The 23,508-nt window shown below is 71.5% G+C and carries 17 protein-coding genes; 8 read left to right on the forward strand and 9 right to left on the reverse strand.

Going from position 1 to position 23,508, the window contains the following annotated elements:
• Positions 1-161 precede the first annotated feature (161 nt).
• The 4 genes from rarD to ACWGIG_RS20250 all read left to right on the forward strand — a co-directional run bounded on the left by rarD (position 162) and on the right by ACWGIG_RS20250 (position 5,413).
• The gene (gene rarD / locus ACWGIG_RS20235; protein ID WP_453323004.1) at positions 162-1,166 is read left to right on the forward strand and encodes an EamA family transporter RarD; all 1,005 of its coding nucleotides are present in this window, start codon (positions 162-164) and stop codon (positions 1,164-1,166) included.
• Between the two features lie 272 nt (positions 1,167-1,438).
• Positions 1,439-3,091: a ribosomal protection-like ABC-F family protein gene (abc-f, locus tag ACWGIG_RS20240; protein WP_453323005.1), complete on the forward strand. Its 1,653-nt coding sequence runs from the start codon at positions 1,439-1,441 to the stop codon at positions 3,089-3,091.
• 197 nt (positions 3,092-3,288) lie between these two features.
• A complete protein-coding gene (locus ACWGIG_RS20245) occupies positions 3,289-3,831 on the forward strand; it encodes a hypothetical protein (RefSeq protein WP_453323006.1) in 543 nt (180 codons plus the stop codon).
• Positions 3,832-4,036: 205 nt separating this feature from the next.
• Positions 4,037-5,413: a M28 family metallopeptidase gene (locus ACWGIG_RS20250; protein ID WP_453323007.1), complete on the forward strand. Its 1,377-nt coding sequence runs from the start codon at positions 4,037-4,039 to the stop codon at positions 5,411-5,413.
• 111 nt (positions 5,414-5,524) lie between these two features.
• Here the strand turns inward: ACWGIG_RS20250 and ACWGIG_RS20255 are convergent, their stop codons facing one another.
• The 6 genes from ACWGIG_RS20255 to ACWGIG_RS20280 form a co-directional block, all read right to left on the reverse strand.
• Complete coding sequence (locus ACWGIG_RS20255; protein WP_453323008.1) at positions 5,525-6,112, reverse strand: TetR/AcrR family transcriptional regulator; 588 nt, start codon at positions 6,110-6,112, stop codon at positions 5,525-5,527.
• Positions 6,113-6,477: 365 nt separating this feature from the next.
• The gene (locus ACWGIG_RS20260; RefSeq protein WP_453323009.1) at positions 6,478-7,461 is read right to left on the reverse strand and encodes an ABC transporter permease; all 984 of its coding nucleotides are present in this window, start codon (positions 7,459-7,461) and stop codon (positions 6,478-6,480) included.
• Complete coding sequence (locus ACWGIG_RS20265; protein ID WP_453323010.1) at positions 7,448-8,431, reverse strand: ABC transporter ATP-binding protein; 984 nt, start codon at positions 8,429-8,431, stop codon at positions 7,448-7,450. The genes ACWGIG_RS20260 and ACWGIG_RS20265 overlap by 14 nt, the downstream gene beginning before the upstream one ends.
• A 95-nt stretch (positions 8,432-8,526) precedes the next feature.
• A complete protein-coding gene (locus ACWGIG_RS20270) occupies positions 8,527-9,825 on the reverse strand; it encodes a LolA family protein (RefSeq protein ID WP_453323011.1) in 1,299 nt (432 codons plus the stop codon).
• 235 nt (positions 9,826-10,060) lie between these two features.
• On the reverse strand, positions 10,061-11,116 hold the full coding sequence (locus tag ACWGIG_RS20275; RefSeq protein WP_453323012.1) for a CHRD domain-containing protein: 1,056 nt from the start codon (positions 11,114-11,116) through the stop codon (positions 10,061-10,063).
• A 119-nt stretch (positions 11,117-11,235) separates the two neighbouring features.
• Entirely contained in the window at positions 11,236-12,246 is a 1,011-nt protein-coding gene (locus tag ACWGIG_RS20280; protein ID WP_453323013.1) for a polyprenyl synthetase family protein, read from the reverse strand.
• A 221-nt stretch (positions 12,247-12,467) separates the two neighbouring features.
• Here ACWGIG_RS20280 and ACWGIG_RS20285 point away from each other — a divergent pair, with 221 nt between their 5' ends.
• Both ACWGIG_RS20285 and ACWGIG_RS20290 read left to right on the forward strand, forming a co-directional pair.
• Positions 12,468-14,003 (forward strand): peptide MFS transporter, encoded by a 1,536-nt coding sequence (locus ACWGIG_RS20285; protein ID WP_453323020.1) that lies wholly within the window; start codon positions 12,468-12,470, stop codon positions 14,001-14,003.
• 49 nt (positions 14,004-14,052) lie between these two features.
• Positions 14,053-16,044 carry a CocE/NonD family hydrolase gene (locus ACWGIG_RS20290; RefSeq protein WP_453323014.1) on the forward strand — a complete coding sequence of 664 codons (1,992 nt, stop codon included), beginning with the start codon at positions 14,053-14,055 and terminating at the stop codon, positions 16,042-16,044.
• A gap of 84 nt (positions 16,045-16,128) precedes the next feature.
• Here ACWGIG_RS20290 and ACWGIG_RS20295 read toward each other — a convergent pair whose 3' ends face one another.
• Together ACWGIG_RS20295 and fahA are read right to left on the reverse strand one after the other, a co-directional pair.
• Positions 16,129-16,806: a GOLPH3/VPS74 family protein gene (locus ACWGIG_RS20295; protein ID WP_453323015.1), complete on the reverse strand. Its 678-nt coding sequence runs from the start codon at positions 16,804-16,806 to the stop codon at positions 16,129-16,131.
• Positions 16,807-16,943: 137 nt separating this feature from the next.
• Positions 16,944-18,182 carry a fumarylacetoacetase gene (gene fahA / locus ACWGIG_RS20300; protein WP_453323016.1) on the reverse strand — a complete coding sequence of 413 codons (1,239 nt, stop codon included), beginning with the start codon at positions 18,180-18,182 and terminating at the stop codon, positions 16,944-16,946.
• 449 nt (positions 18,183-18,631) lie between these two features.
• On the opposite strand from fahA, the gene ACWGIG_RS20305 reads away from it, so the two are divergent.
• Entirely contained in the window at positions 18,632-19,852 is a 1,221-nt protein-coding gene (locus tag ACWGIG_RS20305) for a carboxylate--amine ligase (protein WP_453323017.1), read from the forward strand.
• Positions 19,853-19,912: 60 nt separating this feature from the next.
• Positions 19,913-21,115, forward strand: coding sequence for an FAD-dependent oxidoreductase (locus tag ACWGIG_RS20310; protein ID WP_453323018.1), 1,203 nt, complete (start codon positions 19,913-19,915; stop codon positions 21,113-21,115).
• A 188-nt stretch (positions 21,116-21,303) separates the two neighbouring features.
• Here the strand turns inward: ACWGIG_RS20310 and recQ are convergent, their stop codons facing one another.
• Entirely contained in the window at positions 21,304-23,412 is a 2,109-nt protein-coding gene (gene recQ, locus ACWGIG_RS20315) for a DNA helicase RecQ (protein WP_453323019.1), read from the reverse strand.
• Positions 23,413-23,508 lie beyond the last annotated feature (96 nt).

Here is a 23,508-nt window from a genome sequence, read left to right on the forward strand (position 1 = left end):
GTCCTCGCGGGCCGGGCGCCCCTTTCGTGCTCCGGGCGCCGGTCGGGTGTCATGACCGTATTGCGGAACGGACATGACACACGGGGCGGGGCGGGCTTACCGTCGAGCGCAACGGGTGTGTGCAGGGTGCATGTTCCGGGTGGGAGGCCAGGCCGGTGTCGATGTCGTTGGATAGCAAGAAGGATCAGCGGGCGGGGTTGCTGTACGGCATCGGGGCGTACGGAATGTGGGGCGTCGTCCCGCTCTTCTGGCCGCTGCTGAAGCCGGCCGGGGCGATCGAGATCCTGGCCCACCGGATGGTGTGGTCGCTGGCAGTGGTGGCCGTCGCGCTGCTGGTGGTACGGCGCTGGGGCTGGGTCCGCGAGCTCGTCCGCCAGCCCAGGAAGCTCGGTCTGATAGCCCTGGCCGCGACCGTCATCACCGTCAACTGGGGCCTGTACATCTGGTCGGTCAACTCGGGCCACGTGGTGGAGGCGTCGCTCGGCTACTTCATCAACCCGCTGGTCACCATCGCCATGGGCGTCCTGCTGCTCGGCGAGCGGATGCGGCCGGTGCAGTGGGCGGCGGTCGGGATCGGTGCGACGGCGGTCGTGGTGCTGGCGGTGGGGTACGGGCAGCCGCCGTGGATCTCGCTGGTCCTGGCGTTCTCCTTCGCCACGTACGGGCTGGTGAAGAAGAAGGTCAACCTGGGCGGGCTCGAATCGCTGGCCGCCGAGACGGCGATCCAGTTCCTGCCCGCGCTGGCGTACCTGGTGTGGCTGGGAACGTCCGGCTCCGCTGCGTTCGGCGCGCACGGGACGGGGCATGCGGCGCTGCTCGCGGCGACGGGAGTGGTGACCGCCATTCCGCTCGTGTGCTTCGGGGCGGCGGCGATCCGGGTACCGCTGTCGACGCTGGGGCTGCTGCAGTATCTGGCGCCGGTGTTCCAGTTCGTGCTGGGGATCGTGTACTTCCACGAGGAGATGCCGGTGGAGAGATGGGCGGGGTTCGGGCTGGTGTGGGTGGCGCTGACGCTGCTGACTTGGGACGCGGTGAGGACGGCTCGGGGTGCGGCGGCGGCGCGGGGGGTGGCGGCTGCGGCTGCCGCGCAGGGGGCTCCGGTTTCGGTTCCGGCTGCCGATCCGGGGGCGGTCGCCGGGGCGGGAGCGGGAGCGGAGGGGAAGTAGGGCGGTGGCGGGGGCATGCATGGGGGGCGCGGGGAACTGCGCGCTCAGCCACGACGCACCCGCACAACGCCCACCCACCCGTACCGTAAATGACGAGACGGTGCGGTTCGGGGCGGGTTATCGTCGAGGCATGGGTAGGCACTACTTCTTTCTGTGATTCTCCGCGCGGATGCGGCGTGTGTGCGAGTGGCTGAGCCCTCGCCCCGCCGGAGCGTCCGCGCGCCCTCAGGTCCGCAGAAGCGAGCAGAACTTCGTACCCCAGGGGAATCACCATGCGCCGCACCCACCGCGCCCAGCACGCCCAGCTCACCCTCCGCGACGTCTCCAAGGCCTTCGGGGACCGGGTCGTCCTCGATCGGGTCTCCCTCTCCCTGCGCCCCGGCGAGAAGGCCGGTGTGGTCGGGGAGAACGGGTCCGGCAAGTCCACCCTGCTGCGGCTGATCGCCGGCACCGAGCAGCCCGACGACGGCGAAGTGACCGTCGTCTTCCCCGGCGGCGTCGGGCACCTCTCACAGACCCTCGACCTCGCCCCGCACCTCACCGTCCAGGACGCCGTCGACTCCGCGCTCGCCGAGCTGCGCGCGCTGGAGGCCGCGATCCAGGAAGCCGAGGCACTGCTCGGCGAAGCGACGCCCGCCGAACTCGACGCGTACGGCGAGCTGCTCGCCGCGTACCAGGACCGGGGCGGTTACGAGGCCGACGCCCGCGTCGACGCCGCCCTGCACGGGCTCGGGCTGGCCCGGATCACCCGCGACCGCGTCCTCGGCTCGCTCTCCGGCGGCGAACAGTCCCGGCTCGCCCTCGCCTGCGTACTCGCGGCGGCCCCCGAGCTGCTGCTGCTCGACGAGCCGACGAACCACCTCGACCGGCACGCCACCGCCTGGCTGGAGGACCGGCTGCGCGCCCACCGCGGCACCGTCGTCGCCGTCACGCACGACCGCGCCTTCCTGGAGCGGGTGACGGACACCGTCCTGGAGGTGGACCGCGACCTGCGGTCGGTGAGCCGGTACGGCGACGGGTGGGAGGGCTATCGCACCGCGAAGGCCGCCGCCCGGCGCCGGTGGGCCCAGGAGCACCAGGAATGGGTCGACGAGCTGGCACACACCGAGGCTCTGGTCGAGGCGTCCGGCCAGCGCCTCGCCGCCACCGGCAGGGACCCGGGGCAGGGCTTCGGCAAGCACCGCAGGTCCAGCGAGGCCAAGCTGTCGGGGCGGGTGCGGGCCGCCCGCCAGCGACTGGAGGTGCTGCGGGCCTCGCCCGTACCGGCTCCGCCCGTTCCGCTTCGGTTTCACGTGAAACTGGGCGTGGCCGAGGAGCCGGGCGACCGGCCGGACGAACGGCCGCACGTCATGGCCGAGTTGAGGGACGTCACGGTCGGCGAGCGGCTGCACGTACCGGAGCTGAGCATCAAGTCCGGCGAGCGGCTGCTGGTCTCCGGCCCGAACGGCGCGGGCAAGTCCACGCTGTTGCGCGTACTGGCCGGTGATCTGGCTCCCGCCACCGGCACCGTCGTACGTCCGGAGCGGCTCGGCTATCTCCCGCAGGAGCTGGCCACGACCTCCGACCGGCGGACCCTCCTGGCGGGCTTCGCGGCCGGCCGTGCGGGCTTCCCCGAGGAGTACGAGGCCGAACTGCTCGGGCTCGGGCTGTTCCGGGCGGCCGACCTGGGGGTCCCGGTGGCCGCGCTGTCCATCGGGCAGCGGCGGCGGCTGGAGCTGGCCCGGCTGGTGTCCCGGCCGGCCGACCTCCTCGTACTCGACGAGCCGACGAACCACATCGCGCTCAGCCTGGTGGAGGAACTGGAAGAGGCCCTCTCGGACTACCCGGGGACGGTGGTGGTCGTCTCGCACGACCGCCGGTTCCGGAGTGGATTCGCGGGGACGAGGCTGGAGTTGGAGGCGGGACGGGTGGTGTCCGCGGGCTGAGCGCGGGCCGGGCCCGCCCGGCCCGGCCCGGATCCGCCCGCAGCCGCAGGTGCTTCCCGGATTGGAACGCGGGCCCGCGCGGAATGATCTCCGCACTCGCGCGGCGCGGGCCCGCGCACCGCACACAGGGCACGCACGCACCGCACGGCCCGCCCGCAACCACACCCACCGCACCGCACACAGCCACGGGGGCACCCATGCAGCGCATCACCAGGGGCACGGCCGGGGCACTTGCCGCCGCCGCACTGTTCGCCGGGACCGTGACCGCCTGCACCCACTCGCCCGAAGCACCGCGGGCACGGGCGCAGGCACGGACACAGGACCAGGCACAGGGCCAGGCACAGGAGCAGCAGACCGGCCCCTCCGCGCACTCCGACGCGGAGATCAGGTCCAGCCGTGAACTCCAGAAGCGCGCCCGCGATCTGCTCAGCGACCCCGACGAGCTGCCCCAGGGGGAGTTCGTCGCATCCGGGTCCTCCGCGAACCGGCGGACCGCCAGTCAGAGCGACCTCGGCGAGACGGCCACTTCCCTGGTGATCGAGGTGTCCTGCGTCGGGCAGGGGACCGCGACCTTCACGGTCTCGTCCGGCCGCACCCGGACCACCCGGCGCGTCGACTGCACGGCCCCGGAGGACCGGATCATCCAGCTGGACCCCGCCGGACGCACCGTCATGGTCGAAGCGACCCGCGGAGAGCACGGCCGGACGGCCGTCGCCTATCTCGTCCGACGGAGCAAATAGCGGCCTTTGACCGCCTCTGACAGATCGAGTTCGCTATCCGAACGGCCCTGACCGGATTCCGCCCTTGACGGTGGGACGAACTCTCGCTGAACATCAGGCACGCACAGCTCACGCGTCACCTTTCAACTGCCTTGCGAGCCATACCCGTTCGGCCAGTTTCCCGCACGTTCCGTCCCGTCCCCGTTCGGAAATCCGGAGCCCCCACATGACGCTTTCCCTGCACCACAGCAGATCCCACAGAACCGGCAGAACCGCCAGGGCCACGGCTGTCGCCGCCCTCGCCGTCACCGGCCTGCTCGCCACCACGGCCGGTACCACCGCCGCCGCCGCACCCGCCCCCGTACGTACGACAGGGGCAGCGGGCACCGCAGCAGCGGCAGCCGCGCCCGACATCCCGCTCGCCAACGTCAAGGCCCACCTCAGCCAGCTGTCCTCCATAGCCGCCGCCAACGGCGGCAACCGGGCGCACGGCCGCCCCGGCTACAAGGCCTCCATCGACTACGTGAAGGCCAAGCTGGACGCGGCCGGTTTCACCACCACGCTCCAGACCTTCACGGCGAGCGGCGCCACCGGCTACAACCTGATAGCCGACTGGCCCGGCGGCGACCCCAACAAGGTCCTGATGGCCGGTGCGCACCTGGACTCGGTGTCCTCCGGGGCCGGGATCAACGACAACGGGTCCGGTTCCGCCGCGGTCCTGGAGTCCGCTCTCGCCGTCTCCCGGGCGCAGTTGAAGCCGGACAAGCACCTGCGGTTCGGCTGGTGGGGCGCCGAGGAACTGGGGCTGCTCGGCTCGAAGGCGTACGTGAACAGCCTGCCCACGACCGAGCGCGCCAAGTTCGCCGGCTACCTCAACTTCGACATGATCGGCTCGCCGAACCCCGGCTACTTCGTCTACGACGACGACCCGACCATCGAGAAGACCTTCAAGGACTTCTACGCGGGCCTCAACGTCCCGACCGAGATCGAGACCGAGGGCGACGGCCGTTCCGACCACGCCAGCTTCAAGAACGTCGGCATACCGGTCGGCGGTCTGTTCACCGGCGCCAGCCGGACCAAGACGGCCGCGCAGGCGCAGAAGTGGGGCGGCACCTCGGGCCAGGCCTTCGACCGCTGCTACCACTCGTCGTGCGACAGCCTGACGAACATCAACGACACCGCTCTCGACCGCAACAGCGACGCCGTCGCGCACGCACTGTGGACGCTGTCCGTCGGCGGCACGACTCCCCCGACCGGCACGGACTACGAGAGCACCACCGCCGTCGCGATCCCCGACGCCGGTGCCGCCGTGACCTCGCCGATCACCGTCGCGGGCCGTACGGGCAACGCGCCCGCCGCGCTCAAGGTGTCGGTGAACGTCAAGCACACCTGGCGCGGTGACGTCGTCATCGACCTGCTGGCCCCGGACGGAACCGCGTACCGGCTGAAGAACTCCAGCAGCAACGACTCGGCGGACAACGTCGTCGAGACGTACACGGTCGACGCGTCGGCCAAGGCCGCGAACGGGGTGTGGAAGCTGCGCGTCCAGGACGTGGCGGCCCAGGACTCCGGCACGCTGACCAGCTGGAAGCTCACGTTCTAGCTGCTTCCGCAGAGTTCTGGCTGCTTCCGCAGAGCTCTGGCTGCTTCCGCAGAGGCAGAAGCACCGTCCCGCTGAAGACCCTGCCGCCCCCGACGCGCGCCGACTACCGCGTCAGGGGCGGCAGTCCAGCGTCCGCAGCACATGGCCGACCAGTTCCGCCATGCGCTCGGGGCTGTACAGCGGCTTGCGCAGAACGATGCGGTAGTAGAGCGGGCCGTAGAGCAGCTCCACCGCCATTTCCAGGTCGGCGTCCTCGGACAGCGCGCCCTGGCGCTGCGCACTCCTGAGCCGGTCGACCGCGGCGTTGAAGCGCGGATTGATGAACTTCTCGTGAACCGCCCGGGTGAGTTCCTCGTCGTGGTGCAGCTCGGAGAGGATGCCGATGTACGCGGGCCCGAAGGGCGCCGTCGTCAGCTGCCGCACCGCCCCGGTCATCTGCGTGTACATGTCGGCGACGAGGTCCCCGGTGTCGGGGAACGGCGTGTGGGTGTCAGTGCCCTGCCCGACGGCTTCCATCAGCACGGCGCCCTTGGACGTCCACCAGCGGTAGATCGTCTTCTTGCTGACGCCGGCCCGGGCCGCGATCGCTTCCATGGTGACGCCCCCGTACCCCTTTTCGGTGCACAGGTCGATGGAGGCCGCGAGGATCGCCTGCCGGGACTTCTCGCTGCGTCGCTGCGGATTGGGCGTCGCGCTCACCCGTGGAGTTTAGCGGTCGCCGATCACCGGCGTGTTGACAGCGGAACGGCAGCCTCCAAGAATAGCCACCCGAGGGGGAACGGTCCGTGTCGTGTCGAGCCGCATCGGGGGACGGCTCGACACGGCGCTGGCTCAGGGCCGGTCCCGCGCGCCGGAGGGGGATGTGCGGGCCCGGCCCGTACGCCCCCTCCAGGCATTCCGGCCCCGTGACGCCCCCCTCGGGGCATACCGGCCCCGTGACGCCCCCTCCGGGCATACCGGCCCCGTACGGCCCAGTCCCGCATTCCGGCCCCGTACGCCCCGCCGGACACCCGGACCGTGGCGACTCCGCCGGACAATCGGACCGTGACGACCCCGCCGGGCACTCAGACCGTGACGTCCCTCGCGGTGAACCGCGCCCAGGCCGCCGAGCCGAACACCGCCGCGTACACACCCTGCAGTCCGAGGTTCTTCCACAGCTCGTCCCAGTAGACGGGCTCGCGCAGCAGGTCCGCGAAGGACAGCCAGTAGTGCGGGAAGAGATACGGGTGGATCGCGTCGAGCTGCGGAATCGTGTCCAGGATCTGCACGGTGATCAGCAGGCCGACGGTCGCCGCCATCGCCGCGATGCCGCTGTTGGTGAGCGTCGAGACGAAGAGGCCGAGGGCCGCGAACCCGACCAGGGAGGCCGCGACCGCGACGGCGATCGCACCTGCCCGTATCAGTCCGTCGCCGAAGCCGATCGGGACGCCGGAGATCGTCATGACCTCGCCGACCGGGAACAGCAGCGCCCCGGCCGCGAGCGCCGACGCCGCCACGACGAGGGTGGCGACCAGGCAGAAGGCGAGCGTGGTCGCGTACTTGGCGAGCAGCAGGCGGGTGCGTCCGGCGGGCGCGACCAGCAGGTAGCGCAGCGTCCCGGCGCTCGCCTCGCCCGCGATCGAGTCGCCCGCGACGACGGCGACGGCCATGGGGAGGAACACCGGGAGGGTGGCGGCGAGTGCCGCGAAGACCAGGAAGAGCCCGTTGTGGGTGATCTGGGAGAGGAAGGCGGGGCTGCCGCCCCCGCCGCCGATCTCCGACGACCCGTCGCCGGTCTCGATCTTCACGGCGATGCCGATGAGTACGGGTACGCCGGCGAGCACCACCAGCAGCGCGAGCGTGCGCCAGCGCCGGAAGGTGACCGTCAGCTCGGACCTGAACAGCCCCAGCGTCCAGAGCAGTCGCACGGGCCGCGCCCGGGTGCCCGGAGGCACTTCACCCTCAGTCGGCGACGTCGTCACCTGCGACGCCGCAGCCTGCGGCGTCGAACCCTCGGCCCGCGACGCCGAAGCCTCGTCCGGCGGCATCGAAGCCTCAGCCCGCGACATCGAACCCCTCCCCCGTCAGCGCCACGAACGCGTCCTCCAGCGAGGCCCGTTCGACCCCGAAGCCGGTGACCCGGACCCCGGCGTGGACCAGCGCCGCGTTGAGGTCCGCGAGGTCCGGTCCCGGGGGCTCCACGGGGGGCGCGGTGCCGGTGACCCGGTCCCCGCCGACCTCCAGATCGGTGACGCCCTGCTCCTTGAGGACGCGGGCCGCGTCGCCCGGGTCCGGGGTGGTCACGACGAGGCGGCCCCGGGCGCCCGCCGCCAGTGCGGCGACCGGGCCCTGGACGACCAGGCGGCCCCGGGTCATCACCGCCGCGTGCGTGCAGACCTGCTCGATCTCGTCCAGGAGGTGGGAGGAGAGGAAGACCGTCGTGCCGTCGTCCGCCAACTCCCGCACCAGCGTGCGGATTTCGCGCATGCCCTGCGGGTCGAGGCCGTTCGTCGGCTCGTCCAGGACGAGCAGTGCGCGGGGCTGGAGCAGGGCCGCCGCGAGGCCGAGCCGCTGCTTCATGCCCAGGGAGTACGCCCGCGCCTTCTTGGCCCCCGCGGGGGCGAGACCGACCCGGTCGAGCGCCGCCGCCACCCGGGCCCGCCGGGTGCGCGGGTCGGCGGTGGGGTCGGCGGCGTCGTAGCGCGCGAGGTTGTCGCGGCCGGACAGGAATCCGTACAGCGCGGGACCCTCGATGAGGGCCCCCACCCGCGGCAGTACGGTGCGGGCGGCGCGCGGCATGGGCTCGCCGAGCACCTGCACCGAGCCGGAGGTCGGCTCGATCAGGCCCATCAGCATCCGGATGGTGGTCGTCTTGCCCGAGCCGTTGGGCCCGAGGAAGCCGAACACGCTCCCGGCCGGGACGGACAGGTCGAGGCCGTCGACGGCGAGCTGCCCGCCGCGGAACCGCTTGGTGAGCCCGCGTGTGTCGATCACAGGCGTCACCGGCGCTCTGTCCGCCACGGACAGCTCGTCCCCCATCCGGCCTCCACTCCCTCACGACCTCATCCGGTCCGGGGCCGTCGTCCTGCGCACGGCCCCGCCCGGTCGATGTCCGTCGTCCTACTTGCTACTTGCTACTTGGCCGCGTCGGCCGCCTTCACCAGTGCGTCCTTGGTGACCGCGCCGACGTACACCTTGCCGTCGTCCGTCATCAGGACGTTGATCAAGCGGGTCGAGAAGACCCGGCCCTCGCCGAACTTGCCCGTCACCTTGTCGCCCAGCGAGTCGAGCAGACCCTGTGCCTCGGCGGGCAGCTGCTCCTTCTTCTGCCCCGCGCCGGCGCCCGGCTTGGCACCCTCGGCCCCGCCGTTGATCTGCGCGATCGAGGTCCAGCCCTCGCCGACGACCTTGAAGTCACCGGCTCCGCCCTTGCCGAACTCCTTGCCCAGGTCCTTGCCGAAGCCCTTGCCGAACTCCTTCTCCAGCTCCTTGCCGAGGTCCTTGTCGTTCTTGCCCTCGGGGCTCTTCAGCTTGTCGGCCTCGGTCACCTTCGCGCCCTTGGGCGGGGTGAAGTCGAAGGTGCTCGCGGCCGGCTTGGCGAAGTCGACCTTGGTGAAGCCCGCGTCGACCACGGCCTTGCCGCCCGCGCTCGGCAGCAGCGTGAACTTCAGCGGCGTGCCCGTCTCGGCGTCGACCGCCACCCGGATCTCGCCGACCGTGGAGCCGGTCTGCTTGGGCTTGATGAGCAGTTGGTACGCATCCCGGCCGGCCACCTGCGCGGAGCCGTCGACGGTCACCGAGGTGTCCTTCTCGGCCATCTTCAGCGCCTGCTCGGCGAACTCCTTGGGCGTGGTCGGCAGGGACTCGGGCATCTTCTGCCGCTTGCCGGGCTGCTTGCCGCCGTCCTTGCCCGCTTCCTTGGGCGCCTTCGCGTGGAACGCCTCGTTCGAGGCGCTGTCGTACGCCCAGACCTCGTCGCCGTTGTGGATCAGGCTGTACTCGGCGGCGTCGTCCAGGAGCGAGACCTTCTGCCGGTCGGGGCCATCGGCCGCAATGCGCACCGTGTGCGTCCCGGAGGCGAGCTGCATCAGCTTGGCCTGCGGGTCGGCGCCCGAGCCGCCTTCGCCGCCGCCCTTGGCGCCGCCGAGGCTTCCGGCCAGGCCGTCGAGGGACGGCAGCCCCAGGTCCGTACTGATCTTGACCGTGCCGGACAACTGCTGGGTGTCCGAGGCGGCCATCTTCTCGATGAGCTGCTGCGCGGTGATCTTCGGCAGGTCCGGGTCCCCCGCGCTCGCCAGGGCCGGAACGAGACCGATGGTCGCCGCGGCCACCCCCGCCACCGCGACCGGGACGACGTAACGCGCGGCCTTGCGGCGGCGCACGGGGCCGGTCTCGTCGGTGCTGGTGTTCTGTGCCGTGCCGTTCGGTGCCATGTGTGCCCTACCTCCGTGGTTGGCGGCCCTCTGCACTCGTCCCACCCTGCGCCGCCATTCTCGCCCTTATTGGCCAGGTGTGGTGAGGTCAATCTGACCAAAATGGCGCACACAATGCGTCAGCCCAGGGCAGCAACCTCATCTACACCCACGGGATGACAGGAACCACCCGCTTCTCCACCGGCAGAGGGGGGCGAGGACAGGTGGTTCCTACAACGACCCTTGTAGTCGCTGGTCAGCGTTGGATGAAGACGTAATCGGCCTGATAGGGCACCCCTGAGAGGGATCCCAGGGTGCAGCTCCCTGCCGGGGCGACTCCACCCACCGTGTTCAGCCGCAGAATCTCCGTCGTACGGGAGAAGAGGCCGCCGGGCCTGCCCGATGGCCTGCCCGCCAGGTCCAGTTCGGGGATGTTCCCCTCGCCGTTGGGGCTCCTGCTGATCAGCGTGCCGACGACCTTGCTGTGGTCCCTGGCGACCCACTGCGGGGTGCCGGAGTTCGGGGCGACGAAGGAGTGCGCGATGTTCCCGCCGAGCACGGCCCGTACGTCGCGCTGCTGGAAGGAGGTCGTCCCGTCCGCGGCCTTCTTGCACTCGTAGATCTGCTCGCCGCGGACGACCGGGGCCTGGAAGTTCTCCGGCGCACGGCCGAAGTCGAAGGAGTTCGTGACCTTGTGCAGCTGGCCGCGCACCGCGCCGCCCGGGAACTGCCGGGTGTGCAGGTTGGCGTAGAAGCTCGTCGGGTTCGCCTTCAGGGCTTCCAGTACGGCACGGTCCTTGACCCGTACAGAGCCGGAAGCAGTGCCTCCGGAAGCGCCGCGTCCGGAAGCGCCACGTCCGGATCCGCCGTGTCCGGATCCGCCGTGTCCGGATCCGCCCCGGCCGAGCTGCTCCGTGAAGTCGACCTTGATCCCGCCGTTGACCCCGCGGTCGCCCCGATGGATGTGGAGCGCGGACGGACGGTCGATGCCCCGCCACTTCACCGCGAAGGAGACGACGTCACCCCTGACCTTCACGAACTCCAGCGCAACCCCGTCCCGGTCACCGACGGCCGGCCCGCCGGGGGTCGGGACCTCGTTGGCCCCGTTGAGGCTGGCGGCGAAGAAGGAGGCTCCCCCGGCGTCGCCGAGATCCCCGGCCCGCACGGCGCCGCCCTCGTTGAGGCCGTGCGTGCCCCCGTGCGCCGCCCCCGATCCCCCGTCGGCGAAAGCCGGGAACACCGCCAGGGCGACCCCCGCCGCCGCGGCGACAGCGGTCGTTCCGACAATGACGGCCTTCAGGCGCTTCGTCATGATTGCTCCCCGTACCGGAGCCAACGCCCCCTGCGTCAGCTTCTGGGCAGGGGTACGGAGTGGATCCGATTCTGGACTCAATCCAAAGATGTGACCTGCGTCACACGACGGTCGGCGGGTCAGCCCGCCCGGTGCACCACCGCGTCGCACAGCTCCGCCAGCGCCGACTTCGCGTAGCAGTCCGGCAGCGGGGCGAGGGTGGCCCTGGCCTCTTCCGCGTACCGCACGGTGTCGCGCCGTGCCTGCTCAAGGGCGGGGTGGGCGCGCAGCCTGCGCAGCACCTCGGTCAGCTCCGCCTCGCCCGACAGGTCGCCGTCGAGCATCGCGCACAGCTCGATGTCCTCCGGCCGCCCCTCCGCCTCGGCCATCGCGCGCAGGTGCAGCACCGGCAGCGTCGGGATGCCCTCGCGCAGGTCGGTGCCGGGCGTCTTGCCCGACTCGTGGCTGTCGCTGGCGATGTCGAGGACGTCGTCGGCGAGCTGGAAGGCGGTGCCCAGGCGCTCGCCGTACTGCGTGAGGATGTCGACGACGCCCTCGTCGGCGCCGGAGATCATCGCGCCGAGATGGCAGGAGATGGCGACGAGCGAGCCGGTCTTGCCGGACATGACGTCCAGGTAGTGGTCGATCGGGTCGCGCCCGTCGCGCGGCCCCGCGGTCTCCAGGATCTGACCCGTGACCAGGCGTTCGAACGCCCCCGCCTGGACCCGTACGGCCTCGGGACCCAGGTCCGCAAGGATGTGCGAGGCGCGTGCGAAAAGGAAGTCCCCGGTGAGCACGGCGACCGAGTTGCCCCAGCGCGAATTCGCGCTCGGCACCCCGCGCCGTACGTCCGCCTCGTCCATCACGTCGTCGTGGTACAGCGTCGCCAGATGGGTCAGCTCCACGACCACCGCGGAGGGCACGACACCCGGCGCGTACGGATCGCCGAACTGCGAGGACAGCATCACAAGGAGCGGCCGGAAACGCTTGCCACCTGCGCGTACGAGGTGCTGCGCGGCCTCCGTGATGAAGGGGACCTCACTCTTGGTCGCGTCGAGCAGTCCCTCCTCGACGGCTGCCAGTCCGGTCTGGACATCGGTCTCAAGAGCCTGGTCCCGCACGCTCAGTCCGAACGGCCCGACGACGGTCACGAGGGTTACTCCTGTCTGCTGACGATCAAACGGATTGTCGATCTGTCGCTGGCATCACTCAACAAGTCAGCCTATCCCGTCGACTTTCGATCACCGCGACCCCCGCCCCGGCAGCGGCCTCCGGCCGGCCTCCGATCGGTCACTCCCCATGAGCACCACCCGAAACACACCGGTATGTTCGTGATGAGCTGATACGAGCAGGAGTAAGCCCTTTGTCTCATATGGAGCCCAACCCTCAGCCCGACGGGTCCCCCGATTCCGGTGTGGCAACCGGATCCAGGGACTCCGCGCAGCCTCCGCCCGGCGACGACACCGCGTTCTTCGGCCAGCCCATGGGTCTGATGACCCTGTCGGGGCTGGAGGTGTGGGAGCGGTTCTCGTTCCTGGGCATGCAGGCGATCCTGGTGCTCTACTTCGCGGCCACGGTCGCCGACGGCGGCATGGGGATGGACGCGGGCAACGCGGCCTCCCTGGGCGCCGCGTACGGCACGCTCGTCTACCTGGTCTCGGTGGCCGGCGGCTGGCTCGCCGACCGCATCCTCGGCTCGTACCGGGCCGTGCTCTACGGCGGTGTCCTCATCGCCTGCGGCCACTACGCGATGGCCGTGCCCACCGACGTCTTCACCTGGACCGGCCTCGGTCTGATCAGCGCGGGCACCGGCCTGCTCAAGCCCAACGTCGCCAACATGGTCGGCAAGCTCTACAAGACCGCCGACGAGCGCCGGGACGCCGGATTCGCCCTCTACTACATGGGCATCAACATCGGCGCCTTCCTCGGCCCGCTGGTCACCGGCTGGCTCGCCGACCACAAGGGCTGGCACTGGGGCTTCTCGGCCGCCGCGATCGGCATGACGCTCGGCCTGATCCAGTACGTCCTGGGCCGCCGCCACCTGGCCGGGCGCAAGAACCGCGCGGAGTTCGCGCTGCCGCCGGAGAAGATGCGCCGCACCGCATGGGCGATCGTCGCCGGACTGGTCGTGGTGGCCGCCGTGTGCACGCTGCTCGCGCTGGCCGGCTGGCTGACCATGGACCGCTTCGTCGACGTACTGACGCTGATCTCGGTGATCGCGCCGGTCGTCTACTTCGCGGTGATGTTCAGCAGTCCCCGGGTGACCGCACCCGAGCGCGCGCACCTGCGGCCGTACGTCGTGCTGTTCCTGGCCTCGGTCGCCTTCAACTTCATCCTGTTCCAGGCGTACTCGACGATGATGCTGCTCGCGTCGACGAACACCGAGACGCACATCCTGGGCTTCGACTTCCCGGTCAGCTGGTACGCGTCCGCGCTGGGCGCCTTCGAGGTGCTGCTCGCACCCGTCGTCGCCGCCCTGTGGGTGCGGATGGGCAAGCGGCAGCCGCACGCGTCCAACAAGATCGCGATCGGCGTGGTCCTGGGTGGTCTGTCGTTCCTGCTGATGGCGCTGCCCACCTCCGGGCACACCGGTGACACGTACAAGATGGCCGCCTGGTGGATCGTCGGCTCGTACCTGCTGCTCGGGCTCGGCGACATCCTGCTCCAGACGTCGGGCATGTCCGCCACCACCAAGCTGGCACCGAAGGCCTTCGCCAGCCAGACCATGGCCCTCTGGTTCCTGTCCCTCGCCCTCGCCAACGGCATCCAGGCGCAGACCGTGAAGCTCTACGGAGAGCTCTCCCACCCCGTGTACTTCGGCGTCAACGGCGCCGTCGCGGTCGCGGCGGGTCTCGCCGTCATCGCCGCCGCCCCCTGGCTCAAGCGCACCATGCACCCCGTTCACTGAGCCCGTTCCCCGAGCCCGTTCCCCGGGCTTCACCGAGGTGACTTCCCCCATGCAGATACGCACCGCATTCCCGTACGTGACGACCTGCGAGGACATGACGATTCCGCTCCCGGACGGCACGCGCCTGTACGCGCGGATCTGGCGGCCGGTGACCGACGAGCCGGTCCCCGCGCTCCTCGAATACCTCCCGTACCGGCTGAGCGACTGGACCGCGCCCCGGGACCAGCAGCGCCACCCCTGGTACGCGGGCCACGGCTACGCCTCGGTGCGGGTGGACGTGCGCGGGCACGGCAACAGCGAGGGCATGCCGGGCGACGAGTACGACGCGCAGGAGCTCGCCGACGGCGTCGCGGTCGTCAACTGGCTGGCCGAGCAGCCCTGGTGCACCGGCAGGGTCGGCATGTTCGGGATCTCCTGGGGCGGCTTCAACTCCCTCCAGATCGCGGCACTGGCGCCCGAGCCGCTCAAGGCGATCGTCACCGTCTGCTCGGCGGACGACCGCTATGACAACGACGTGCACTACATGGGTGGTTCCCTGCTCGCCGTGGACATGCACGCGTGGGCGGCGACGATGCTCGCCTTCGTGTGCAGGCCGCCGGACCCGGCGCAGGTCGGCGACGGGTGGAAGGACATGTGGCTGAAGCGGCTGGACGCCGTGGAACCGTTGATCCACACCTGGCTGGCGCACCAGACCCGCGACGACTACTGGCGGCACGGCAGCGTCTGCGAGGACTACGCGGCGATCGACGCGGCGGTCCTGGCGGTCGGCGGCTGGCACGACCCCTACCGGGACACCGTCCTGCGGCTGGTCGAGCACCTGGACCCGGCGAAGGTACGGGGGCTGATCGGCCCGTGGTCGCACCAGTATCCGGACCGGGGGCTTCCGCCGGGCCCGGCGATCGGCTTCCTCCAGGAGACCCTGCGCTGGTGGGACGAGCACCTCAAGGAGGAGCCGACGGGCGTCATGGACGAGCCCCTGCTCCGCTCCTGGATCAGCGAGTCGCATCCGCCCGCGACGACCTACCCCCGGCTGCCGGGGCGCTGGGTCGGCGACACCACATGGCCTTCGCGGCTGGTCGACCCGGTGTCGTACGGGCTCCAGGGCGCGCCGGTCGTCGTCGACTCGCCCCTGCACACAGGGCTGGACGCGGGCCGGTTCTTCCCGTTCGGGAACGACTCGGACCTGCCGCCGGACCAGCGGGACGAGGACGCCAAGTCGGCGAGCTTCGACTTCCCGGTGACGCAGGCGCCCATCGAGATCCTGGGCCGGGCCAAGGTCCGTCTCCGCCTGACCATGGACGCGCCGAAGGGGCAGGCGATCGCACGGCTCTGCGACGTGGCGCCGGACGGGTCGTCGACGCTGGTCACCCGGGGCGTCCTCAACCTCTCGGCGCGCCACGGCCGCGACCGGGCCGACGCGTGGCCGCCGGGCGGATGCGAGGACGTCGAGTTCGAGCTGAACGGCGTCGGGCACACCTTCCCGCCCGGCCACCGCGTCCGGCTCGCCGTCTCGTCCGCGTACTGGCCGTGGATCTGGCCGCAGGCGGAGTCCGCGGGCTTCGTCCTCGATCCGGCGGGGTCGTCGCTGGAACTGCCGGTGCGGGCGCACACGGAGGATCCGGGGATCGTGTTCGAGGCGCCGGAACAGTCGGCCCCGCTGGACGTGAAGTACCCCGCCGACCCCGATCAGCGGCCCGAGCGTCTGGTCGTGCGGGACGTGGCCGAGGGCGAGTGGAAGCTGGAGGTCGACCCGCGCTACGGCGGTACGCGGATCTACCCGGACGGGCTCGAATTCACCGAGGACGCCCTGGAGACGTACACGATCAACGAACGGGACCCGCTGTCCGCGCACACCCGGTCGGACTGGACGATCCGGCTGCGCCGCCCCGAGAGGGACTGGGACACGAAGATCACGACCCGTTCCGAGATCACCTGCGACGCGGCGGACTTCCTCACGTACAACGAGGTGACCTGCAAGGAAGGCGACGAGGTCGTCTTCCACCGGGTGTGGGAACGCAGGATTCCACGAGTGGCGGGCTAGCTGGCGGAGGCGGGCCGACCGCGCGAGGGGGCGAGCCAGCCGCGCGAGGGGCGAGAGATTCGCGCGAGGGGGCGAGAGATTCGCTCAGCCCCCGCCGCCCTGCGTCGCGGCCTTCTCCCCCGCGATCGCGCTGTGCACCGCCTTCGTCGTCCATTCGCGGCGGCCGAAGTCCCGCATCTGCGCGCGCACCTGACGTGCCGCGTTCCCCCGGAAGTGCTTGTTCGCCAGGTCGGTGGCCCACAGGAACGCCGCCAGGAGCTGGTCGCGGTGGTCGGGGAAGCCGGCCTTCGCGGCGCTCTGCAGACGGTGCTGGAGCGGAGCGGACCAGTCCGTTCCGGCTGCCGGGTGGCGGACCACCGGGAACAGCCCCATGACCCGCTTCGACTCCCGCCGCAGCGCGCCCCGTTCGACCAGCCGGTCCAGGTACTGCCCCGTCACTTCGCGCCGGGCGCGCCGTACGAAGGTGGAAGTACGGATTCCGCCGTGCCGCCCCTTCCCCGGCCCCGGCAACCCCGCCAGTACCTGCACGGCCACCGGGTCCGCCGTCGGCCCGGACGTCAGGGCGGGCGGCGGAACCGGGGTGCGGATCTGCACCCGCCCCCGGTCCTGCTCGATGCAGCCCGCCAGTTCGAGTTCCGTGAGTACGGCACCGGCGACGCCGTACTCGACGTAGCTGACTTTGACGCGCATGCCGCCCCGCTCGGGCTGCAGCCCGAGCAGGAGGAGTTCCTCCGGCAGCGACAGGTGCGGCAGGGGTGACATCAGAGCATCAGCCTCCAGCAGTCGACTGCGGTCAGGATGCCCCGAGGCGGGCGCTTCAGACGCGCTTCAGACCCCGCGGGTCGGCCCGGGGACAGCCCGCGGGTCGGCCCGGGGACACCCCGCGGGTCGGCCACGCATCAGCCTGCGAGTCGGCCCGCTGCCACGATCCGGCCCGTGACCTCGCCAAGACCGACCTTCGTGCCGTCAGGCCCCGGCGCCCACGCCGTCAGCGTGACCTCGTCGCCGTCCTCCAGGAACGTCCGCTTGCCCGAGGGGAGTTCCAGCGGCTCGCTGCCGTTCCAGGTGAGTTCCAGGAGCGAGCCGCGCTGCCCGGCCTCCGCGCCGCTCACCGTGCCCGATCCGTACAGGTCGCCGGTCCGCAGCGAAGCGCCGTTGACCGTCATGTGGGCCAGCATCTGCGCCGCCGACCAGTACATCGTCGAGAACGGCGGCTCGGAGACGACCGTGCCGTTGATCGTCACGGAGATGCGGAGGTCGAAGCCGCCGGGCTCCTCCTCGTCCTCGTCGTCCAGGTACGGAAGCACCGGGAAGTCGCGCTCCGGCAGGGCGACCCGGGCCGCCTCCAGTGCCTCCAGCGGCGTCACCCACGCCGACACCGACGTGGTGAAGGACTTGCCGAGGAAAGGGCCCAGCGGCACGTACTCCCAGGCCTGGACGTCGCGCGCCGACCAGTCGTTGAGCAGCGAGAGGCCGAAGACGTGGTCGCGGAAGTCGGCCAGCGGGACGGGCCTGCCCAGCTCCGAAGGCGTGCCGACGACGAAGCCGACCTCGGCCTCGATGTCGAGCTTCACCGAAGGCCCGAAGACCGGGGCCGCGTCCGCCGGGGCCTTGCGCTGACCGGCGGGACGCACCACGTCCGTACCGGAGACGACGACGGTGCCGGACCTGCCGTGGTAACCGATCGGCAGGTGCTTCCAGTTGGGGGTGAGCGCGTCACCGTCCGGGCGGAAGATCCTGCCGACGTTCGTCGCGTGGTGCTCGCTCGCGTAGAAGTCGACGTAGTCGGCGACCTCGTACGGAAGGTGCAGCGTGACGGCGCCGAGCGGGTGCAGCAGCGGCTCTATGTCCTCGCGGTGCGCAGGGCTGGTGACCCATGCGGTGAGCGCGCGGCGCACGTCGCGCCAGGCGGTGCGGCCCGCCGAGAGCAGCGGGTTCAGCGAGGGCTGCGCCAGGAGTTGGGCGTACGGGGAGCCGAGCGCCAGCGCGGCAGCACCCGCGTCCAGCACATGGCCGCCGATACGGACTCCGACGCGGCGCCGCTCGGGTGCGTCCGCGGTGGAGAACACGCCGTACGGGAGGTTGTGCGGGCCGAAGGGGTCACCTTCGGCGACGTCGAGCGGGGACTGCTCGGGCATGGGTGCTGCCTCGCTTTCCAGGTCGTTGGAACACACGTTACGTGGGGGAGGCCAGGGACGGCAGTGGCTAAAGAGTTCGTAATGTCCGGAAAGACCTGTGTGGAAGCGGCAATTCCGGCTTAGCGTCCTTGAGGGCAGAGCAAGGCAGGACTGGGAGCGGAACTGGGAACGGGTGGGGTTTTCCAGGCTTCCAGAGGTCGGACGCGTCCGGAAAGTCCTAGGGGGGACTTGTGCGGGGACTTCTACGCGGAACGGTACGGGGATCGGTACGGGAATCGGGCGGGAGGGGCAGCACACCGGGGGCGGGCGGCGCCCCGGGGGCCGACGGCAGCACCCCGAGGAGCGGTGGCGGGACGCCGGTGGCCGGCCGGGACACGGCCGGAAGCAGCCGCCTCACATCGGGGACCGGCCGCGGTACGCCCCGGTTCGGCCGTGGCACGCCGAGGATCATGGCGGACCGGAGCGTTCCGGCCTTGATCGTGAAGTTCGGGAACTACCCGCTGCACCACGGCGGCGTCGGCGCGATCCGCAGCCTGGGCCGGCTCGGCATCCCCATGTACGCGATCACCGAGGACCGGTGGACCCCGGCCGCGCTCTCCCGCCATCTGGAGCGGGCGTACGTCTGGCCCACCACCGGCACCGAGGACCCCGGCCGCCTCGTGGCGGGCCTGCTGCGTGTCGGCCGTCTGATCGGCCGCCCGACCGTCCTCGTCCCCACCGACGAGGAGGCCGCCGTCCTGATCGCGGAGCACCAGGACGCGCTCGCCGGGCCCTTCCTCTTCCCGCGCACCGAGGGCGAGTTGCCCCGCCGGCTCGCCAGCAAGCAGGGCCTGCACGAGCTGTGCACGGAGCACGGGGTGGCGACCCCGCAGGCCGCGTTCCCGCACTCGTACACGGATGTCGAGGCCTTCGCCGCACAGGCGGCCTTCCCGGTCGTCGCCAAGAACCGGGAGGCGTTCGTACGCCGCCACCGCCCCGCCGTACGCGGCACCACGCGCATCGAGGGCCCGGACCAGCTCCTCGCACTGGCCCGCGGCTGGGGCGACGAACCGGGCGTGATCCTCCAGGAGTACCTGCCGCGCGAGCAGGCCGAGGACTGGATCGTGCACGCCTACTTCGACGCGCACAGCGAGCCGCGGGCGATGTTCACCGGCGTGAAGGTGCGGTCCTGGCCGCCGCACGCGGGCATGACGGCGTGCGCGTACGTCGTCGACAATCCGGAACTCGCCGCCCTGGCCGGTCAGTTCATCAAGCGGATCGGGTTCAGTGGAATCGTCGACCTCGATCTGCGCTACGACCGGCGCGACGGGCAGTACAAGCTGCTCGACTTCAACCCCCGGATGGGCGCCCAGTTCCGCCTCTTCGAGAACGAGGCGGGCGTGGACGTCGTACGGGCGCAGCATCTGGACCTGACAGGGCGCGCGGTCCCGGAGGGGGAACAGCGCGCCGGCCACCGCTACGTGGTCGAGAACATCGACCTCCCCGCCCTCCTCGCCTACCGCCGCAGCGGCTACACGACGCCGCACGCGCCCGCGCGGGCGGACTCCACCGAACTGGCGTGGTTCGCGGCGGACGACATGCGGCCCGCGCTGATGATGCTGGCGCGGATGGTGCGGCCCGGGGCACGGCACCTGTACGAGATGTACGGGGCGCGGCGGGAAGGCAGGTAGGTCCCGGGAGGGACCTGTGGGGCGCCATGTTCATGTTTCACCCTGGGGAGGGGAACTTCAGTGATTCTTCCGGCAGTTGTCATCGGAGCCGGGCCGTACGGCCTGTCCACCGCCGCCCATCTGCGGGCGCGCGGCATCCCGGTCCGGGTCTTCGGCGATCCGATGGTGGCCTGGCGCACCCGCATGCCTGCGGGGATGCTGCTCAAATCGACCCCCGCGGCCTCGAACATCGACGCGCCGCAGCCCGGGCACGACCTGGTCGACTTCTGCGCGGAGGCGGGGATACGGCGCTACGAGTCGGACTGGGACCTGATCCCGGTGGAGGACTTCGCCGCGTACGGGCAGTGGTTCGCCGACCGGCTCGTCCCGGAGCTGGAGCAGGTACGGGTCGTCTCGGTCGACCGCGACAAGGACGGCACCTTCTCCCTCAAGCTGGACTCCGGCGAACAGTTCAGGGCGCGGGCGGTCGTCGTGGCGACCGGCCTGTCGGGCCTGGCCAGGATGGGGCGCGAGCTGGTGGCGGCCGTCCCGGACGGCCCCTCCCCGACCGGCCCCGTCTCGCACGCGGCCCAGCACCGCGACCTCTCCGTCTTCGCGGGCAAGGACGTGGTCGTGGTCGGCGCGGGCCAGTCGGCGCTCGAAAACGCCGTTCTGATGGCGGAGGCGGGTGCGTCGTCGGTACGCATCGTGGCGCGGCGGCGCGGCGCGGTGGCCTTCGGGGACTCCCCGGACCGGCAGCCGCGGCTGCGCCCCGAGTCCCCCTTCGGCAGGGCCTGGTCCCTCTACGGCCTCAGCTATCACGCGTCGTACGTGCGCCAACTCCCCGCGCCCGTACGCCACTACCTGGTCCGGCGGGTGCTCGGACCGCTCGGCGCGTGGTGGCTGCGGGACCGCTTCACGGGGCGGGTCCAGGTGACGGACGGGCGCCGCGTCGTCCGGGCCCGGGTGGAGGACGGCCGCCCCACCCTCACCCTCGGCGGGCGCGAAGGCCCCTCCGCGGAACTGGCGGCCGACCACGTCATGGCCGCGACCGGCTACCGGGTCGACGTCACGTCGATGCCCTTCCTGGGCGACGGGATCCGCACGGCCCTCACCACGACCCGCGGCGCCCCGGTCCTGGACGCGGGCTACGGCTCCTCCGTCCCCGGCCTCCACTTCACCGGCCTCCCCTCGGCGTCCTCCTTCGGCCCGGTGATGCGCTTCGTGTGCGGCACGGAGTACGCGTCACCGAGGGTGGCGGGGGCGGTGGCCCGGCTGGGGTAGCCGGGGGAGCCCTCCCCCCGGGCCTCGGCCGGTTGTCGCGTGCGGGTACGTCGTGGCTGGTCGCGCAGTTCCCCGCGCCCCTGACTGTCGGCCCCTCCAGCCCGTCCGGCGTGTGAGGACGCGCGGCGCAGCCGTGCACCGGGCGCAGCCCGGGAGGCCCGCCCCCACCGGCGCCGGCCCTGGCCCGCCTAGCCCTCCGGCGGCGGCTCCATCCCCCAGTCCGCCTCCGGCTCCGCGTCCCAGTCCCACTCGGGCTCCGAAGCCGCCCGCCCCCGGGCCGGCACGGAAGCCGAAGCCGCCGCCCGAGCCGGGGCACGCACCGGGGCCGGTGCCGGGGCGGCCGGAACCGGGGCTGCCGGAACCGGTGCCGGGGCGGCCGGGGCAGCCCCACCCACCCCCGCCAGGACCTCCAGCACGCCCTCCCCGTAGGTGGCCAGCTTCTTCTCCCCCAGCCCCCCGATCGCTCCCAGCTCCGCCATCGACCCCGGCCGCACCGTGGCGATCTCCTGCAGCGTCGCGTTGTGGAAGATCACGTACGGCGGCACTCCCTGCTCCTTCGCGAGCGCGGTCCGCCAGGCCCGCAGTGCCTCGAACACCGGCGCCGCCTCCGCCGGCAGGTCAGCCACCGCAGCCGCCGCCTTCGCCTTGCGCTCGCCGCGCTCCGCCCGCGCCACGGCGACCCGCTTGGGCTCCTTCCGCAGCCGGACCTCGCGCTCTCCGCCCAGTACCGTCCCGCTCGCGTCGGTCAGCACCAGCGTCCCGTACTCGCCCTCCACGGCCAGCAGCCCCTGCGCGAGCAACTGCCGCACCACGCCCCGCCATTCGGCCTCGGCGAAATCCTGCCCGATGCCGAAGACGGACAGCTGGTCGTGGTCGAACTGGATGACCTTCGCCGACTTCTTCCCGAGCAGGATGTCGATGATCTGGCCCGCCCCGAACTTCTGCCTGCGCTCCTTCTTCAGCCGCCACACCGTCGACAGCACCTTCTGCGCGGGCACCGTTCCGTCGAGGGTCTCCGGCGGGTTCAGGCAGGTGTCGCAGTTCCCGCACTTCTCGGGCGCACCCTCCTGCCCGAAGTACGCGAGGAGCTGGCCGCGGCGGCAGTCGGCCGTCTCGCAGAGCGCCAGCATCGCGTCCAGGTGGGAGGCCGCCCGCCGCTGGAAGGCCTCGTCGCCCTCGCCGCTCTGGATCATCTTCCGCTGCTGCACGACGTCCTGGAGTCCGTACGCCATCCAGGCCGTCGACGGTGCCCCGTCACGCCCGGCGCGCCCGGTCTCCTGGTAGTACCCCTCCACCGACTTCGGCAGATCCAGATGCGCCACAAACCGAACGTCCGGCTTGTCGATGCCCATCCCGAAGGCGATGGTCGCGACCACGACCAGGCCCTCCTCGCGCAGGAACCGTGCCTGGTTGCGCGCCCGCGTCCCTCCGTCGAGCCCCGCGTGGTACGGCACGGCCTCGATGCCCTGCTTGCACAGGAACTCCGCGGTGGCGTCCACCGACTTCCGCGACAGGCAGTAGACGATGCCCGCGTCGCCCGCGTGCTCCTCCTTGAGGAAGGCGAGCAGCTGCTTCTTCGGGTCGACCTTCGGCACGATCCGGTACTGGATGTTCGGCCGGTCGAAGCTGGCGACGAAGTGCCGGGCGTCCGGCATGCCGAGCCGCTCGGTGATCTCCTTGTGCGTGGCGGCCGTGGCCGTCGCGGTCAGAGCGATCCGGGGGACGTCCGGCCAGCGCTCGCCCAGCACCGACAGGGCCAGGTAATCCGGCCTGAAGTCGTGGCCCCAGGAGGCCACGCAGTGCGCCTCGTCGACCGCGAAGACGGAGATCTTGCCCCGCGACAGCAGCCCCAGCGTCGAGTCGAGCCGCAGCCGCTCCGGTGCCAGGTACAGGAGGTCGATCTCGCCCGCCAGGAACTCCGCCTCGACCGTCCGCCGCTCGTCGAAGTCCTGCGTGGAGTTCATGAACCCGGCGCGCACGCCGAGCGCCCGCAGCGCGTCCACCTGGTCCTGCATCAATGCGATCAGCGGCGAGATCACCACCCCCACACCGGGCCTGACCAGGGACGGAATCTGATAGCAGAGCGACTTTCCGCCACCGGTCGGCATGAGGACGACCGCATCTCCGCCGCCCACCACCTGCTCGATGATCTCCGCCTGCTCGCCGCGGAACGCGTCGTACCCGAAGATCCGGTGCAGCGTGCGCAGCGCATCACTCTCCGCGCCGCCCGCAACCGTCTCCGCATCGGCCGTACCGACCGTCCCGTCCACGTCCACCACTCCGCTCGTCCCGTCCATCGCGCTGTCCCCCCGTATCCGATCTGCACCCTCCCACCACGGTAGGGGTACGCACTGACAACCCGGACCCAAGGCCGCCGCCCGGCGCCCCTCGTG

The organism is Streptomyces sp. NPDC054863 (genome assembly GCF_053610825.1).